This window comes from Streptomyces sp. NPDC002690 (assembly GCF_053592415.1).
In genome coordinates, this window is the sequence record NZ_JBSFVR010000168.1 from 1 (window position 1) to 15,524 (window position 15,524).

Genomic DNA, 15,524 nt, shown 5'->3' on the forward strand with positions numbered 1-15,524 from the left:
ACTACTACCTCGGCCAGGAGCAGACGGTCGTCCGCAAGGTGAAGGTCGGCGGCCCGCGCGCCGGCACGCCGACGGGCACGGCGCCCCGCACCGGAGGCAGAACCTCGCAGGGCGGCCTTCCTGGCGTTCTGTGCCACCTTGCGCAGTCGGCGCGGCAGTACGGCGTTCGGCCAGAAGCCGAGGAGCGCGGGGACCAGGGTGAGCGCGACCAGGATGCCGACGGCGACCGCGCCCGCCGCGGCGAAGCCCATGGTGGTCAGGGTCGGAATACCGACGACGAACAGGCCCGCCAGGGCGATGATCACGGTGAGACCGGCGAAGACGACGGCGGAACCGGCCGTGCCGACCGCCATCCCGGTGGCTTCACGGGCCGTGCGGCCCTTACCGCGCTCCTCGCGGTAGCGGGAGACGACGAACAGGGCGTAGTCGATACCGACCGCGAGGCCGAGCATGGACGCCAGCGAGCTGGTCGACGAGGAGAGGCCGAACGTACTGGCCAGCGCCCCGATCGCCAGGACGGACACGCCGACACCGACGACGGCGGTCAGCAGCGGCAGACCGGCCGCGACCAGCGAACCGAACGTGATCACCAGGACCAGGGCGGCCACGAGCACACCGAGCCCCTCGGCGGGCCCGCCAGCCTCCACCTGGTCCGCGAGGGCGTCGCCGCCCACCTCGACGGTCATCCCGCTCGCACGGGCCTCGTCGATCGCGTCCTGGACGGGCGCCTTCTCCGCGTCGGTGAGGTCGTTCGCGGTCTCCCTGAACGTCACCGTGGCGTAGGCGGTACCGCCGTCCTCGCTGACGGCCCCGACCGCGAACGGATCGACGGCCGAAGCGACCGCTCCGGCACCGGCGGCCTCGGACACCACGTCCTCGACGACCGCCCGGTTCTCGGCACTGGTGACCAGCTGCCCGTCCGGGGCGACGAACACCACGCGGGCGGTGGCCCCGTCCGAGGCGGCGCCGGGGAAGCGCTCCGCCATCAGGTCGTACGCCTGCTGGGACTCGATCCCCGGCATGGTGGTGGTGGAGTCCTCCGCCTGCGGGGCGACGGCCGAACCGACCGCGGCGCCGACCAGGACCAACCCCCACAGGGCGATCACGAGCAGGCGCCGATGAAAGGCCCCGAGGCCAAGGCGGTACAGGAGACTGGCCACGGTGACGGGCCTTCCGGTTGGAGTCGTGCGGACTCCTCCACTGTCTCCGGGCACGCGCCGGCGGGCGTCGTGCGTCTGCCGTCATCCGCCGTACTGCGCTGGTGGTACCCGCCGGCCGGGCGTCGTCCGGACGTACGGTGCGGCGCCCCCGCGACCGCCCGCGCGACCCGGCGCATCCGGGCCCACGCGGCGTAGCATGGTGCACGATCTTCCGCGCGTCCGGTATCCGCCCCCGCTCCGAGCTGGAGGCCCCCGCGATGAACGACGCCGACCCCGGGATCTTCGGCACCCGCACGGTCACCTGGCAGATGCATGCCGACCCGATGATGTGGATCGCCGGAGTGCGGGCCCTCTATCTCCAGGCACTGCACCCGCGCGCCGTGCGGGGCGTCACCCAGAACAGCGACTTCCGTCGGGACGCCTGGGGCCGGCTGCTGCGCACCGCCGACTTCGTGGGTGTCCTCACCTACGGCACCACCGAGGAGGCGGAAGAGGCGGGCGCCCGGGTCCGCCGCATCCACAGCCGCATCACGGCCACCGACCCGGAGACCGGCGATACCTACGGCGTCGGCGAACCCGAACTGCTCCTGTGGGTGCACTGCGCGGAGGTCGCCTCCTACCTCGAAGTCCAGCGCCGCTCCGGCTTCCCGCTGACCGACGCGCAGGCCGACAGCTACGTCGACGAACAGCGTCGCAGTGCCCGGCTCGTCGGACTCGACCCGGCCACCGTCCCCGACACCACCGGCCGGCTCGACACCTACTTCGACCGGGTCCGGCCCGCACTCGCGGCTTCCGCGGAGGCCGCCGAGGTCGACGACTTCCTGCGCAGCCCGCCCGTCCCCGCTCTGCTGGTGCCCGCCCGCGCCGTGGTCTGGCGCCGGGTCGCCGCGCTCGCCTACGACTCCCTGCCGCCGTACGCCCACGCGCTTTATGGCCGCCCCGCCCCGCCCGCCGCCACCGTCGACCGGCGGCTGCGCGCCACCGGCCGGCTCCTGCGGGCCGTCCCCGCACGGCTGCGCCGGAAGCTGCCGCCCCGCCGGATCGAGACCGCGATGGCCCGACTCGGCCCCGGTAGCCGACCCGACCCGCGCCGACTGCCGGGACGGGCCGCCATACTGGATCCGCCGGGGAGGGCGCGTACGTAACAGAGTGACGGGGGGCGACGGCGGACCATGGCGGAGACCAGGCTGATCCAGGGCCGGTACCAGCTGCTCGATCTGATCGGGCGCGGCGGAATGGGCGAGGTGTGGCGGGCCCGCGACGAGTCGTTGGGCCGCCAGGTCGCCGTCAAGTGCCTCAAGCCCTCCGGCCCTCCGCACGACCGCACCTTCACCCGCGTCCTGCGGGAGCGGTTCCGCCGCGAGGCCCGGGTGGCCGCCGCCCTCCAGCACCGGGGTGTCACCGTCGTCCACGACTTCGGCGAACACGAAGGTGTCCTGTACCTGGTGATGGAGTTGCTCGAAGGACGCAACCTCGGCCAGCTCCTGGAGGACAACGACAGGCGGGCGCTGCCCGTCGACGACGTGATCGACATCGCCGAACAGATGGCCGACGCGCTCGGCTACACCCACCGGCAGGGCATCGTGCACCGCGACCTGAAGCCCGCCAACATCATGCGGCTCACCGACGGCACGGTGAAGATCTGCGACTTCGGCATCGCGCGCCTCGCCCAGGACATCGGCTTCACCTCCAAGCTGACCGGCACCGGGATCTCGATGGGCACCCCGCACTACATGTCGCCCGAGCAGATCGGCGGCGTCGGCGTCGACCAGCGCAGCGACCTCTACTCGCTGGGCTGCGTGCTCTACGAAATCGCCACCGGGGTACCGCCGTTCGACCTGGACGACGCCTGGGGCATCCTCGTCGCCCACCGGGACACACCGCCGCGCCCGCCGCGCGCCCACCGCGCCGGGCTCCCCGAGTTCTTCGAGCGGGTCGTGCTCGATCTGCTGGCCAAGTCCCCCGAACAGCGGCCGCAGGACGCGGGTTCCGTGCGACAGCGGATCGTCCTCGCGCGTACCGGCGGCGGGCGGGAGACCGGCCCGGTGGGACACCCGTACCTCCTGCCTGCCGCCCGCCCCGCGCTGCCCCCGGCCGGCGGCCCGGGCGAGCTGCCCCTGTGGACCCGTTCGATGACGACCGGCCGACGGGCCGCGGGGACTCGCCCCGAGGACGCCGAACCGGTCGACCACGCCGCCGCGCTGACCGGCGCGTGGACAACCGGCGTCCGCCCTCCGATGCTTCCGGTCTCCGGCGGAGTCCTGGCCTCGAGCGCGCTCCGGTCCCTGGCCGCCCGCCACGAGGAGGGTCTCGCCCTTTCCCGCCTCGGGCGCTGGGCGGAAGCGGAGGAGATCCACCGCGCGGTCGCGACGGAGCGTGCCCGGCTGCTGGGTGCCGCGCATCCGGAGGCACTCGCCAGCCGGTACGAACGAGGCGTCTGCCTCAGCCGCACCGGGCACGACACCGAGGCACTGGGCGAGTTCGGCCAGGTGGCCGAGGGGCGGGCGAGCGCCTTGGGGCCCGACCACTTTGAGACTCTGGCGGCGCGTCAGGAGACGGCGTACGTACTCGGACGCCTCGGACGTCACTCGGAGGCGCACCGGGTGTACGCGGCGGTGCTCACCGCCCGGGAGCGCACGGTGGGCCCCGACCACCCGGACTCACTGAGCTGCCGCCACGACATGGCGTTCAACCTCGGCCGGCTGGGCCGCTCCGAGGAGTCGTACCGTATGTCCCGCGAGGTCGCCGACGCGCGCGCCCGGGTACTCGGCGCCGGCCACCCCGACACCCTCGTGACCCTCTTCGAAGTGGGATACGCCCTCGGCCGGGCGGGGCGCTGGCAGGAGGCCCTGGACACCTACTCGCGGGTCGCCCGGGGCCGGGTCCTCGTGCTGGGCGCCACCCATCCGGACACGCTCTCCACCCGCCAGGAGATCGGCATCTGCCTCGGCCGCCTCGGACGGGGCGCGGAGGCGACGGAGCTCTACCGCACCCTCGTGCACGACCGGACGGAAGTGAGCGGGCCCGACGATCCGGAGACGCTCCGGGCCCGGCACGGCCTGGGCGTCAACCTCGGACGCCTCGGCCAGTGGGAAGGGGCGCTGGCCGAGGCGTCCGAGGTGTGCGCCGCACGGGAACGCACCCTGGGCCCCGACCACCCCGACACGCTCGTCAGCTGCCGCGAGATCGCGGTCTCGCTCGGATGGCTCGGCCGGTGGGCGGAGGCGCTCCTCCTCTACCGGCGGGTCGCCGAGGCCAGGACCCGGGTGCTCGGCGCCGGCCACCCCGACGCGGTGGCGAGCCGCGACGACGAGGCCCGCTGCCTCCAACAACTGGGCCCCACGGCCAGTTTCACGGGAGCGCCGCAGCCCCCGGTGCCGCCCGCGCCGCCCCACCCCGGAGCGCCGTCCCACCGCTGATCCTCGTCCCACCGCTCAGCGCCGTCCCCCAGCCGAGCGCGACAGCCGCACCGGGGAAGTAAGGACGGTGCGGGTTCGGCCCGGCTCCGTGATGCGGGAGTGGTGCGGAGCACCTCCCCGGTCGCTCCACGCCACACCCGGTCGCTCCTGGCCCGTCCGGCACGGCCGGATCGCGTCCTACCGCACCTGACGACCCGTCCGGACCCTGGATACATGGGGGATACCGGAAATACCGCGCCAGGACCGGACAGTGCCGACCACATCTACCAGGCGCTGCTCGAAGGTGCCATCGCCCCGCGCCCGCCCCATCCGCCCGAATGCCCCTTCTGCGACCTTCGCCAGGACCGCTACCCCACCCACTACGCCGACCACTGGGTTCTCCTCGAACCTCGCACGATCGTCGCCGCCCACACGGTTCCCCCGCACGACCGCTGGATCATCACGCCGGACGGCAGAGCCATGAACCTCTGGGACTCCGAACCCCTCCCGGGTGCCCGCTGCCGCATCCCGCACCGTCTCGTCTGCCCGTATCTGCGACCGGGGGACTTCGGAGTGTGGATCACCCTCCTGCGCCAGGAGAACGGGCGCAGGACGGGCCGCCTCTTCGACCTTCCCGAGGACGGCCCTTCGCCGGTCGACCACTGACGGCCTACCGCGTGAGGGCGCGTGCCGCCCGGACGAGGCCGGCGTTGCTGTCGGCGGGCGTCCCGTCCGGCAGCAGCAGCACGTCTTCGAGGCCGATCCGCATGTCCAGCCCGAGGGAGGCCGCCAGGCGCAGGACGGTCCAGGCGGCGTCGTCCTCGCCGTGGAGAAGGACCGCCGATTCCGGGGCGGCGCCGAGTACTTCCAGCAGCTCCGCCGCCGCGCGGCCGGCGGTCCGAGGATCGGTGTCCGTGACCTCGGCCAGGACGCGCACCACACGGTGGCGGTCCCGCCATCCGAGGAAGCGCTCTGCCGCGTACGTCCCCGAATAGATGCCCGCCTCGACGCCGACGCCCCGGTCCAGCAGGGCGGCGGCAACCGTGGCGGCGCCGTGCTCGTGCCAGTTCACGGAGGCGTGATCGGGCAGCACCGTCCAGGAACGGACCTGCGCGGCACGCTCCTCGGGGTCCGGTGTCGTCCAGGCTCCGGTCGTCACTCCGACGGTGACGCCGGGGGCGGCAGCCCGCACCGCGGTGACGGCCGCGGCGACGGCGGCGGCATCCAACGTGTCCGCGCCGTCACGGTTCTTGGGGTGGAGGTGGATGTCGCGGGCCCCGGCCGCGACGGCCGCACGAGCCGCCGCGGCCAACTCCGCCGGGGCCACCGGAAGATGAGCGCATTCGCTACGGGAGCGGACACCGTTCAGACAGACTTGCAGCATGGGCGTGATCCTCGCACGCGGGGCCGGGGCGGGGCCGGCGTACGGAGACGTGGCCGTCGGCCCCGCCCGGACGGCAGGCTCCCGGAAAGCCCGGTTCACCGGAGGAGGTGGAGGAGGTTACGGGGCATACCACCACTCCGGTGGCCGGCGGCCGTGCCCGCGCGCGCTCCCGCTCAGTCCACGTCGAGGCCGTAGTCCCTCACCAGTTCGGCCAAGCCGCCCCGGTACCCCCTGCCGCCCACCACGAAGTCCCAGTCACCGCCCGCACGGCGCCGGAAGGAGCCGAGGACCAGGGCGGTCTCCTCGGGACGGCCGTCGGAGACCTCCAGAGTGCCCAACTCCGTTCCCCCGGCGTCGAGCAGCCGGATACCCGCCCTGGTGAAGCCGGACAGGTCGGCCGACGGATCGGCCAGCGGGTCGACCGCGGCCACCACGACGAGCCGGTCGGCGCGTTCCGGCAGTGCGTCGAAGGACACCCGCAGGGCGGCTCTGTCGGGCGAGGCGGGCGGCAGCGCGCGCACCGCACCGTCGGGGGTGCGCGGGTTGTTGTAGAAGACGAAGTGGTCGTCGTCGAGAACCCGGCCGCCGTGGCAGACGAGCGCGCACACGTCCAGGGCGACGCTGCCCGTCCAGTACATGCCCAGGGTGTTGTGGTCGCCCGCACCGTCCCCGGCCCCGCTGCCACCGGCGGTGTCGTCCGGCGCGGTCCGCGGGGCCGGTACGGGGCGCTCACGACCGCCGAGCCGTCCTCGCAGGCCATGACGGTGCAGCAGGTCCACCAGTTCGGAGCCCGCGACCAGCTCCAGTGGCTTTCCCTGCGCGAAGGCGTGCGATCCTGGGCCGAATCCGGACGTCGTGACCAGGACACCCTTGTTGGCGCCTGCGTCCTGGACGGTGCCGTACAGGTCCCGGACCGCGGTCGGCGGCACCGTGCCCCGGTACCGCTTGACCTGGACGACGATCTTGCCGCCCCGGATCGGGGCCGGGTCCAGGGCGTCGACGTCCACACCCCCGTCGTTGGAACGCTGAGTGGTCACCGCCTGCATGCCCATGGCGCGGAACAGCTCCGCGACCAGTGACTCGAAGGCGAGGGGATCCATCTCGTACAGATCCGGCTCCTCGTCGCCTCCATGGGTGACCACGTCGTCGCCGATGTCCTCGGGAGTCCGTCCGGGCCGCACCGTGGTTCGCTGATCGGGGCGCGAGGAGAGCTGGCCCCGGAGCCCGTCCACCAGACAGTCGACAGCGCTGACCTGCTCCAGGCGCAGCGAGGCGAAGGCGGCGCGCGGGACCATCACGGTGGCCATGAACATCCGCTCCCGATGGCCGGTGGCCGGATCGTGGTCGTCCACGAAGCCGTTCAGCGCGACCGACTCCAGGGAACCGAACTCGTCCGCCGCGAAGAGGTCGTGCAGGACCAGCAGAAGGCACTGCGCGAGCACGTCCCGGTAGAGCGTGCGGCGCTGCGTGACCGGACGCGGCGTCTCCTTCTCCTGGTCGGAACCGGGCAGATACCGCACGATCTTCGTCTCGGGAATGACGTCGTAGCGGGGGAGTTCCCAGTTGAGGACCAACTGGCGTTCCCCGGAGTCGTACGCCGCCGAAACCTGACGGGGCAGGCCCTCGGGCCAGGCGGTGGATGCGTACAGAGCCGCGGAGAAGTAGTCCACCGCGGCCTCGGGATCGCCCTCCCGGAGCCCTCTCGCCATGTCGGCGACACCCGCGTTGTGCCGACGGATCTCGCCCAGCCTGGCATCCGCCCACTGCTGGTAACGGCGCCGCTGGTCGGCCAGTTGCCCCAGCCGGTGAGCTTCCGCCGCCTGGGCTTCCCGCAGGTCGCGATCGAACCGCGACCGCGTCTCGGCCTGGGCCTGGGCCCGCCGCGCCGCCGTCCACCCGCCCTGCGTCTGGTAACGGCTGTGGTGCGGATCGGGCATCGGTACGGGGTGGGCGAGCGCGCCCGGTGAGAACGCCTCGATCAGCTCGGGCCGTGTCAGCGCGGTGATCCGGAACGCGGGAGCCAGACATCCGGCGGCCAGCAGGCCTTGCAGCGACTCGACCCGCGCGTCGATCTCGGCCGTCCGCCGCCGGGCTTCGGCCTCTCGGTGCTGCCGGTAAGCCGCCTGCTGCTCGCGGTGGTTGCGCGCCGCCTCCCGTTGATGGGCGCGCTGCTGACGTTCCTGATCCCGCTGATGCCTGGCCTGTGCCTCCAGTTGGCGCTGTTGCTGGCGTTGTGCCTCGGCCCAGATACCGACCAGCCCATTGGAACGACGACTCATGCCCTACGAGGCCTCCCCCACCAGACACACGGCGCAGCGCGCCGGTCCTGGCCCCCACAACCAGCAGTGATGAGGTGACTTTAGTCCGCAATCACGCCTCTGCCACCCACTTCGCCGGATGATCCGCCCATGTGTGGTCGTTCGTACCCGGCGGGCCGGGACGCGGGTGGCCGCGGAGTTCTCACCGCGGAACTCCCCTCGGCCCCCTGTCCCGGTGCCTTCGGCGTTCCCGCCCGAGCGGTGAAGCCCGCGGCGTGCGCCGACGCAGGGGCTCAGTCCACGCGTCCCCAGAGGTCGTACGGGTCCGGCCCGGGGCGGAACCCGTGAGCCTCCGCCATCCGAGCCGCCTCGCGGAACCCGCGGGCGACGGCCGAGGGTTCGTGGGCGTCGCTCCCGAACGTCACCGCGTCACCGCTCTCTTCGTGCCACCACCGCAGGATGGTCGCGTGCGGCGGTAGGCGGGTGCTGATCTCCAGCGCCCGGCCCGACTGGGCGGTCACCCGCAGCGCATGGCGGAACTCGTCCTCGAAAATGGTCGGATCGAACGGACCGGCCGTCCGCTCGGGCCAGTACCGGAGCGGGTGGTCGATGTGGGCCGGCACGGAGAACGCGTCGCTCTGGCCGACCAGGGTGACCACCTCGGCCAGATACTCCCGGACGACCTCCGCCGCCCTCCGGCGCTCGTACAGGCCCGGCGGCTCGGCGAACCCGTCTCCCCCCGGGAGAGGGAGGCAGTCCAGGAAGCCGAGGACCCGTCGAACCGGCCCGTGTCGAGCGCCTTCGCGACGGCCGCCGCGTGCCAGTGCGGTTCTCCTGCCTCCAGGCCGCTGAGAATCCGCAACTCCGGGAACCGCTCGCGGCACCGCTCGATCGCCTCCAGATAGCCGGAGACGTCGAACCTCGGGGGAGTCAGCCGCCCCTCCGGCGTGGCCAGGGCGGCGAGGTGGCCGCTCGCGTGGGGGCCGTCGAGGGCGACGGTCCGGACGGTGCGGTCGAGGTGTTCGGTGAAGGCGATCGCTCGCAGACCCAGGTCCACCGCCCGCGCGCAGGAGAGCGGCATCGAGCCCTTCGGCGCGTCCCAGGACCACTCGCTGTGCACATGACTGCCCGCGGGTAATGTCACGAATCCCCCCGTTTCTCCGGTGCGTCGAGCAGCGCCGTGATCGTCCGCCGCGACCGCCCCGATTCCCGCGCGGTCCGGCCGGCCCGCGGAAACAGCCTGCCGACCGCCGGACGCCACGTCGAGGAGCGTGGCCACCGATGTGGGCCGAGGCACCGGCGCCCCGGCGTGTCGCGCCACCCCGGGACACGCCGGGAGCGCCACCTTGCCGACACGCCGGGCGCGGCTACCGCCCAGCCCCCGGAGCCCGTGGGCCCCGCCCCGCGCGCACCTCTGGCCGGGCGCGGCCGTCACGTGTTACCAAGACGGATGACAGCACCCGGAAGCACGCTCCAGCAGCATTACGACGCCGTGATCGTGGGCGGCGGCCACAACGGTTTGGTGGCAGCCGCGTACCTCGCCCGGGCCGGGCAGTCCGTCCTCGTGCTGGAGCGACTGGGGGCGACCGGCGGCGCGGCCGTCTCCACCCGCCCGTTCGCGGGCGTCGACGCCAGGCTCTCCCGGTACTCCTACCTCGTCTCCCTGCTGCCGGCCAAGGTGGTCCGCGACCTCGGGCTGCGCTTCGCCACGCGCAAGCGCACGGTCTCCTCCTACACCCCGGTCGTGCGCGGCGGGGTGGCCACCGGGCTGCTCGTCGGCGACGGCCGCACCCGGGAGAGCTTCGCCGCTCTCACCGGCGGGGACCACGAGTACGACGCCTGGCGGCGGTTCTACGGCATGACGCGCCGGGTGGCCGAACGCGTCTTCCCCACCCTCACCGAACCCCTCCCCGAACGGGACGAGTTGCGGGCCCGCGTCGGCGACGACACCGCGTGGCGGACCCTGTTCGAGGAACCGCTCGGCGTCGCGGTGGAGGAGCGGTTCGCCGACGACCTGGTGCGCGGGGTCGTCCTGACCGACGCGCTGATCGGAACCTTCGCCGACGCCCACGACCCCGAGCTGCGCCAGAACCGCTGCTTCCTTTACCACGTCATCGGCAACGGCACGGGCGACTGGGACGTCCCCGTCGGCGGTATGGGCGCCCTCACCGACGCGCTCGCCGGTGCCGCGCGTTCCGCCGGCGCCGAAATCCGCACCCGGCACGAGGCGGTACGGATCGAGACGGACGGCACCCGCGCGGAGGTCACCGTCCAGGACGACCGTGGGGAGTACACCGTCGCCGCCCGCCGGGTGCTGGTCAACGCCTCACCCCGGGCGCTCGCCGCGCTCACCGGGGAGGCGGGCGAACCGTCCGCCCCGCCCGAGGGCTCCCAGCTCAAGGTGAACATGCTGCTCACCCGGCTGCCCCGGCTGCGCGACCGGTCCGTCGACCCCCGCGCGGCCTTCAGCGGTACGTTCCACATCGCGGAGGGGTACGAAGCGCTGGCCGCCGCCCACCTCGAGGCGGCGGAAGGACGGATGCCGAGCGCGCCGCCGTCCGAGATCTACTGCCACTCGCTGACCGATCCGTCGATCCTCGGTGCCGGACTCGCGGAACGGGGCTTCCACACCCTCACCCTCTTCGGACTGCACACCCCGGCCCGGCTGTTCACCGCCGACAACGAGGGCACCCGCGACGCTCTCCTCGCCGCCACCCTGGCGCAACTCGACGCCCACCTGGAGGAGCCGATCGCCCACTGCCTCGCCCGGGACGAGAACGGCGAGCCCTGCGTCGAGGCGAAGAGCCCGCTCGACCTGGAACGGGAACTCGGCCTGCCCGGCGGGCACATCTTCCACCGGGACCTCTCCTTCCCGTACGCCACCGAGCACACCGGCCGCTGGGGCGTGGAGACTTCGCACGCCAACATCCTGCTGTGCGGCGCGGGCGCGGTGCGCGGCGGAGGGGTCAGCGGGGTCCCCGGCCACAACGCGGCGATGGCCGCGCTGGGGCGCTGACGGGGACCACCGGGGCACCGTCCGCCGCGCACACACACCGAGGAGCCGCTCAGTCCGCCGAGGGCGCCCAGCCGACCGCCGTGATGCGGGCCGCGTCGGCCGGGCGTGTCTCGTCGAAGAGCACCCGGCCGCCGTCCGTCACCCGGATCGCGTCGGCGTAGACCCCGCGCCCCACGTACAGCTTGTCCGTCGCGTAGCGCCAGCGCAGCAGGATCTCCTGGCCGCGCCAGGCGCCCAGGTCCGCGGTCACGGTGTGCCAGACCCGCCCGGACCAGCCGGACACCGACCCCGTCGGGTGTGTGGTCGCCGTCCCGTGCGCTCCGGGACCGGCGGGCACGGTGGTGAAGGGAACCGGCTGCCAGACGGCCCCCGCGTCGGTGGACACCTCCAGGTACAGGGCGTCCGAATCCGGCTCGGTGTCCCACCAGAGCGCGCACTCCAGCCGGGCCCGCTCGGAGCCGGGGCGCAGCGCGGGCAGCGTGAGCAGGGCGCTGGAGGCGCTCGCCATCCCGGAGAACCAGGCGGTGCGCCCGTGCACCGGGCGGACCGCGACGGCACGTGCCATCCGGTCGGCGGTGGCCACGCGCGGCGCGCTGCCCGAGCGCCAATTGCGCACCGGGTGAACGGAGTTGCCGAGCACGATCAGGAAGGAGTCGGTCGTCGGGTCGATCACCAGGCTGGTGCCGGTGAACCCGGTGTGGCCGGCCGTGCGCGGGGTGGCCATCGCGCCCATGTACCAGTGCTGGTGGAGTTCGAACCCCAGCCCGTGCGCGTCGCCGGGGAACGCGGTGTTGAAGTCGGTGAACATCAGCTCGACCGACTCCTCGGACAGGATGCGGGAACGCCCGTAGATCCCGCCGTTGAGCAGCGTACGGGCGAGGATCGCCAGGTCCCAGGCGCGGGAGAAGACCCCGGCGTGCCCGGCGACCCCGCCGAGCGAGTACGCGTTCTCGTCGTGCACCTCTCCCCGTACGAGCCCTCGCTCCAGCCCGGACCACGGCAGCCGGGCGTCCTCGGTGGCCGCGATGTCCGGCAGCCAGGACGCGGGCGGGTTGTAGCGGGTGCGCCGCATCCCGAGGGGTTCGGTGATCTCCTCCCGGAGCAGGACGTCGAGCGTCCGGCCGGTGATCTTCTCCAGGATCAGCTGGAGCGAGATCAGATTGAGGTCGGAGTAGAGGTACGCCGTCCCCGGGGCGGCGACGAGGGTTTCGTCCCAGACGAGTTGGAGCTTCCCCTCCCTGGTCGGTGCCTTGTAGAGGGGAATCCAGGCCCGGAAACCCGAGGTGTGGGTCAGTAGTTGACGTACCGTCACCTCGCTCTTCCCGCCCCCGGCGAACTCCGGGAGGTACGAGGCGACCGTGGCCTCCAGCGTGAGCCGGCCGCGTTCGATCTGCTGCACCGCCAGGATCGAGGTGAAGAGCTTCGACACGGAGGCCAGGTCGAAGACGGTGTCCTCGGTCATCGGTACCTGCTGGTCGGCGGGGAACTCCACGCCCGTGTCGGTCTTCTCGTCGTACGCCGAGTAGCGGACCGCCATCCCGATCGGCCGGTGCAGCGCGACCGTGCCGCCGCGCGCCGCGAGCAGCACCGCTCCGGCGTACCAGGGGTGTTTGGGGGAGTCCTCCAGGTAGGCGCCCGCCACCTCGACGAGCTCGCTCAGCCGCTCCTCGATCAGTCCGGCCCGCCCGGCGGAGCCGTGGCGCAGGGTGGGCCGCTTCGTCGTCGCCGCCATGGCCGTTCCCGTTCCCTCGCTCGAAGTCGCCCGTGCCCCGGAGGCTTCCGTGTCGCGTTCGGCGCCCGCCGCCACACCCGCCAGGGGGAGCGGCGCCAGGGCGAGAGCCCCGCCGAGTGCGAGTATCCCGCCACCCAGCCTCCGCCGGCCGATCCCGAAACCCTTCGTGTCCCCGGTCATCCGTGACCCCTCTCGGTCCGTGTCGCCACTCGCGTGAAAGTAACTTCCGAAAACGCGTCCGATCGTGAAACTTGTTGCCGAAGGAGAGGGTGCTGTCGCCGCCGCTGATCCGTGCGGGGTTGGTCGCGGCAACATTTGATGGACCGTCAACTGTCAGGGCGGGTGAACGCCCGCCCCCGGTGTCCGCGCCACCCTTGACCGGCGGCCCCCGTCCGCACAGGATTCCGGCCATGACAGGAGTACGAAGCAGCACGGTCGACGGCGTCCTGACCCGCAGTGCCCGGCGCACCCCCGACCGCACGGCGATCCGGTACGCGGACCGGTCGTGGACCTACGCCGAACTGGACGCCGCCGTCACGACCGCCGCCGCCGTCCTGACCGGCGAGTACGGTCTGCGGCACGGAGACCGGGTGGCCACCTACGCGCACAACTCCGACGTCTACCCGATCGTCTATCTCGCCTGCGCCCGTGCCGGCCTGATCCACGTACCGGTCAACCAGAACCTCAAGGACGCGGAGCTGAGCCACCTCCTCGGCGACTCCGGCAGCTCCCTCGTCCTCACCGACCCGGACCTCCTGGACCGTGTCCCCGCCGGACAACGGGTGCGGATACTGCGCGACGCGCCGGGCTCCCTGCTCGAAGCGCTCTCCACGCCCCGCCCGTTCACCCCCGAGCGCGCCCCCGGCGCCGACGACCTCGTGCAACTTCTCTACACCTCGGGAACCACGGCACTGCCGAAGGGTGCGGCGATGACCCACGGGGCCCTCGTGCACGAGTACGTCAGCGCCCTGACCGCCCTCGGCCTCGACGCGGCCGACCGGCCGGTGCACTCGCTGCCGCTCTACCACTCCGCGCAGATGCACGTCTTCCTGCTGCCCTACCTCGCGGTGGGTGCGGAGAACACCATCCTGGACGCGCCCGACCCGGGCCGGATCTTCGACCTCGTGGAGGCGGGGCGGGCCGACAGCCTCTTCGCCCCGCCCACCGTCTGGATCTCTCTGGCCAACCACCCGGAGTTCGGCACCCGGGACCTGGGCGCCCTGCGCAAGGCGTTCTACGGTGCGTCGATCATGCCGGTGCCCGTGCTGGAACGGCTGCGCGCCCGCCTGCCGGGCCTCGCCTTCCACAACTGCTTCGGTCAGAGCGAGATCGGGCCGCTCGCCCTCGTCCTCGGTCCCGACGAGCACGAGGGGCGGATGGACTCCTGCGGCCGGCCCGTCCTCTTCGTCGAGGCGCGCGTGGTGGACGAGCACGGCACGGAGGTTCCGGACGGTACCGCCGGTGAGATCGTCTACCGCTCACCGCAGTTGTGCCAGGGGTACTGGGAGCGGCCGGAGGAGACCGAGGCGGCCTTCCGCGACGGCTGGTTCCGCTCGGGCGACCTCGCGGTGCGCGACACGCAGGGCTACTTCACCGTCGTGGACCGGGTGAAGGACGTCATCAACTCCGGCGGCGTCCTCATCGCGTCCCGGCAGGTGGAGGACGCCCTCTACACCCACCCCGAGGTGGCCGAGACCGCCGTCGTCGGGCTGCCCGACGAACGCTGGATCGAAGCCGTCACCGCCGTGGTCGTGCTGCGCGAGGGGGCGACCGCCTCCGAGTCGACCGCCGCCGCACTGATCGCCCACGTCCGTGAGCGGCTGGCTTCCTTCAAGGCCCCGAAGAGAGTCGTCTTCGTGGACGACCTGCCGCGCAACGCCAGCGGGAAGATCCTCAAACGGGAGCTGCGCGAGCGGTTCGCCGAGGGCGTGTCCCTCACCCCGTCGACGGGGTGAGGGACGGAGCATCATGGAGCGGACGAATTGATGGCGAATCATCCTGTTTCCAGGGCTGGTTCGCATCGAACGGGCCACGTTCCGGCGTCATGTTCGTGTACCTTTCCGCAGCGCTCCGAATTGTCTTGACCCGTCCCCTTCTCATCGCCGACTTTTCGGCCTGCTCGACTGAAAAGCAGGTTCTCCCAACGGGGGGCAGGGGAAGGATAGTTGTGAACTGATACCTGAACGTACTCAAGAACTACGCAGGCTTCAGCTGACGCGCGCGCCGCCAGGAGTTCTGGATGTTCGTGCTCTTCAACTTCATCGCGGCCATCGTGCTGTTCGGCATCGGCGCCGCCATCGGCTCGCAGTTCCTGTACTACATCTACGTCCTCGCCGTGTTCATTCCGAGCCTGGCCGTAGGTGTGCGCCGTCTGCACGACACCGGCCGCTCGGGATGGATGTACCTCATAGGTCTCATCCCGTTCGTCGGCTGGATCTTCGTGCTCGTCTGGTTCGCGTCCGAGGGCAACGCCGAGGCCAACGAGTACGGGACCAACCCGAAGTACACCGCCTGACCGCGCGCTCCGCGCGCCGGAGCGGCACCCACATCCCGGAGGCCGGGACGGCAGCACGCCG

Annotated in this window: 10 protein-coding genes and 2 pseudogenes; 6 read left to right on the forward strand and 6 right to left on the reverse strand. The window is 72.5% G+C overall.

Features of this window, described 5'->3' with window-relative positions; genetic code table 11:
* Window positions 1–1,160 (reverse strand): MMPL family transporter (locus ACWD3D_RS20900; RefSeq protein WP_451462338.1); only part of this gene is annotated, 1,160 nt, incomplete at its 3' end.
* Window positions 1,161–1,417: 257 nt separating this feature from the next.
* Between ACWD3D_RS20900 and ACWD3D_RS20905 the strand changes: the two genes are divergently transcribed.
* The 3 genes from ACWD3D_RS20905 to ACWD3D_RS20915 all read left to right on the forward strand — a co-directional run bounded on the left by ACWD3D_RS20905 (window position 1,418) and on the right by ACWD3D_RS20915 (window position 5,224).
* Entirely contained in the window at window positions 1,418–2,305 is an 888-nt protein-coding gene (locus ACWD3D_RS20905) for an oxygenase MpaB family protein (RefSeq protein WP_451462339.1), read from the forward strand.
* Window positions 2,306–2,332: 27 nt separating this feature from the next.
* Window positions 2,333–4,579 (forward strand): protein kinase domain-containing protein, encoded by a 2,247-nt coding sequence (locus ACWD3D_RS20910; protein ID WP_451462340.1) that lies wholly within the window; start codon window positions 2,333–2,335, stop codon window positions 4,577–4,579.
* 213 nt (window positions 4,580–4,792) lie between these two features.
* Entirely contained in the window at window positions 4,793–5,224 is a 432-nt protein-coding gene (locus tag ACWD3D_RS20915; RefSeq protein ID WP_451462341.1) for a DUF6083 domain-containing protein, read from the forward strand.
* A gap of 4 nt (window positions 5,225–5,228) precedes the next feature.
* Here ACWD3D_RS20915 and ACWD3D_RS20920 read toward each other — a convergent pair whose 3' ends face one another.
* From ACWD3D_RS20920 to ACWD3D_RS20935, 4 genes and pseudogenes are all read right to left on the reverse strand, one after another.
* Window positions 5,229–5,942 (reverse strand): 3-keto-5-aminohexanoate cleavage protein, encoded by a 714-nt coding sequence (locus ACWD3D_RS20920; protein WP_451462342.1) that lies wholly within the window; start codon window positions 5,940–5,942, stop codon window positions 5,229–5,231.
* A 173-nt stretch (window positions 5,943–6,115) separates the two neighbouring features.
* Window positions 6,116–8,221, reverse strand: coding sequence for a restriction endonuclease (locus tag ACWD3D_RS20925; RefSeq protein ID WP_451462343.1), 2,106 nt, complete (start codon window positions 8,219–8,221; stop codon window positions 6,116–6,118).
* Window positions 8,222–8,493: 272 nt separating this feature from the next.
* Window positions 8,494–8,859: a hypothetical protein gene (locus ACWD3D_RS20930; protein ID WP_451462347.1), complete on the reverse strand. Its 366-nt coding sequence runs from the start codon at window positions 8,857–8,859 to the stop codon at window positions 8,494–8,496.
* Between the two features lie 224 nt (window positions 8,860–9,083).
* Window positions 9,084–9,281: pseudogene (locus tag ACWD3D_RS20935) on the reverse strand (PHP domain-containing protein); the annotation flags it as partial.
* A gap of 369 nt (window positions 9,282–9,650) precedes the next feature.
* On the opposite strand from ACWD3D_RS20935, the gene ACWD3D_RS20940 reads away from it, so the two are divergent.
* Entirely contained in the window at window positions 9,651–11,216 is a 1,566-nt protein-coding gene (locus ACWD3D_RS20940) for a phytoene desaturase family protein (protein WP_451462344.1), read from the forward strand.
* A gap of 49 nt (window positions 11,217–11,265) precedes the next feature.
* Here the strand turns inward: ACWD3D_RS20940 and ACWD3D_RS20945 are convergent, their stop codons facing one another.
* Window positions 11,266–13,128 carry a serine hydrolase gene (locus tag ACWD3D_RS20945; protein ID WP_451462345.1) on the reverse strand — a complete coding sequence of 621 codons (1,863 nt, stop codon included), beginning with the start codon at window positions 13,126–13,128 and terminating at the stop codon, window positions 11,266–11,268.
* A gap of 230 nt (window positions 13,129–13,358) precedes the next feature.
* On the opposite strand from ACWD3D_RS20945, the gene ACWD3D_RS20950 reads away from it, so the two are divergent.
* Together ACWD3D_RS20950 and ACWD3D_RS20955 are read left to right on the forward strand one after the other, a co-directional pair.
* The gene (locus ACWD3D_RS20950) at window positions 13,359–14,903 is read left to right on the forward strand and encodes a fatty acyl-CoA synthetase (protein ID WP_451462346.1); all 1,545 of its coding nucleotides are present in this window, start codon (window positions 13,359–13,361) and stop codon (window positions 14,901–14,903) included.
* Window positions 14,904–15,127: 224 nt separating this feature from the next.
* Window positions 15,128–15,463 (forward strand): annotated as a pseudogene (locus ACWD3D_RS20955) (DUF805 domain-containing protein).
* Window positions 15,464–15,524: the final 61 nt, after the last annotated feature.

Coding starts and splice junctions, on each gene's coding strand:
- ACWD3D_RS20950 (WP_451462346.1), top strand. CDS start 13,359: ATGACAGGAGTACGAAGCAGCACGGTCGACGGCGTCCTGACCCGCAGT.
- ACWD3D_RS20920 (WP_451462342.1), bottom strand. CDS start 5,942: ATGCTGCAAGTCTGTCTGAACGGTGTCCGCTCCCGTAGCGAATGCGCT.
- ACWD3D_RS20945 (WP_451462345.1), bottom strand. CDS start 13,128: ATGACCGGGGACACGAAGGGTTTCGGGATCGGCCGGCGGAGGCTGGGT.
- ACWD3D_RS20940 (WP_451462344.1), top strand. CDS start 9,651: ATGACAGCACCCGGAAGCACGCTCCAGCAGCATTACGACGCCGTGATC.
- ACWD3D_RS20910 (WP_451462340.1), top strand. CDS start 2,333: ATGGCGGAGACCAGGCTGATCCAGGGCCGGTACCAGCTGCTCGATCTG.
- ACWD3D_RS20925 (WP_451462343.1), bottom strand. CDS start 8,221: ATGAGTCGTCGTTCCAATGGGCTGGTCGGTATCTGGGCCGAGGCACAA.
- ACWD3D_RS20915 (WP_451462341.1), top strand. CDS start 4,793: ATGGGGGATACCGGAAATACCGCGCCAGGACCGGACAGTGCCGACCAC.
- ACWD3D_RS20905 (WP_451462339.1), top strand. CDS start 1,418: ATGAACGACGCCGACCCCGGGATCTTCGGCACCCGCACGGTCACCTGG.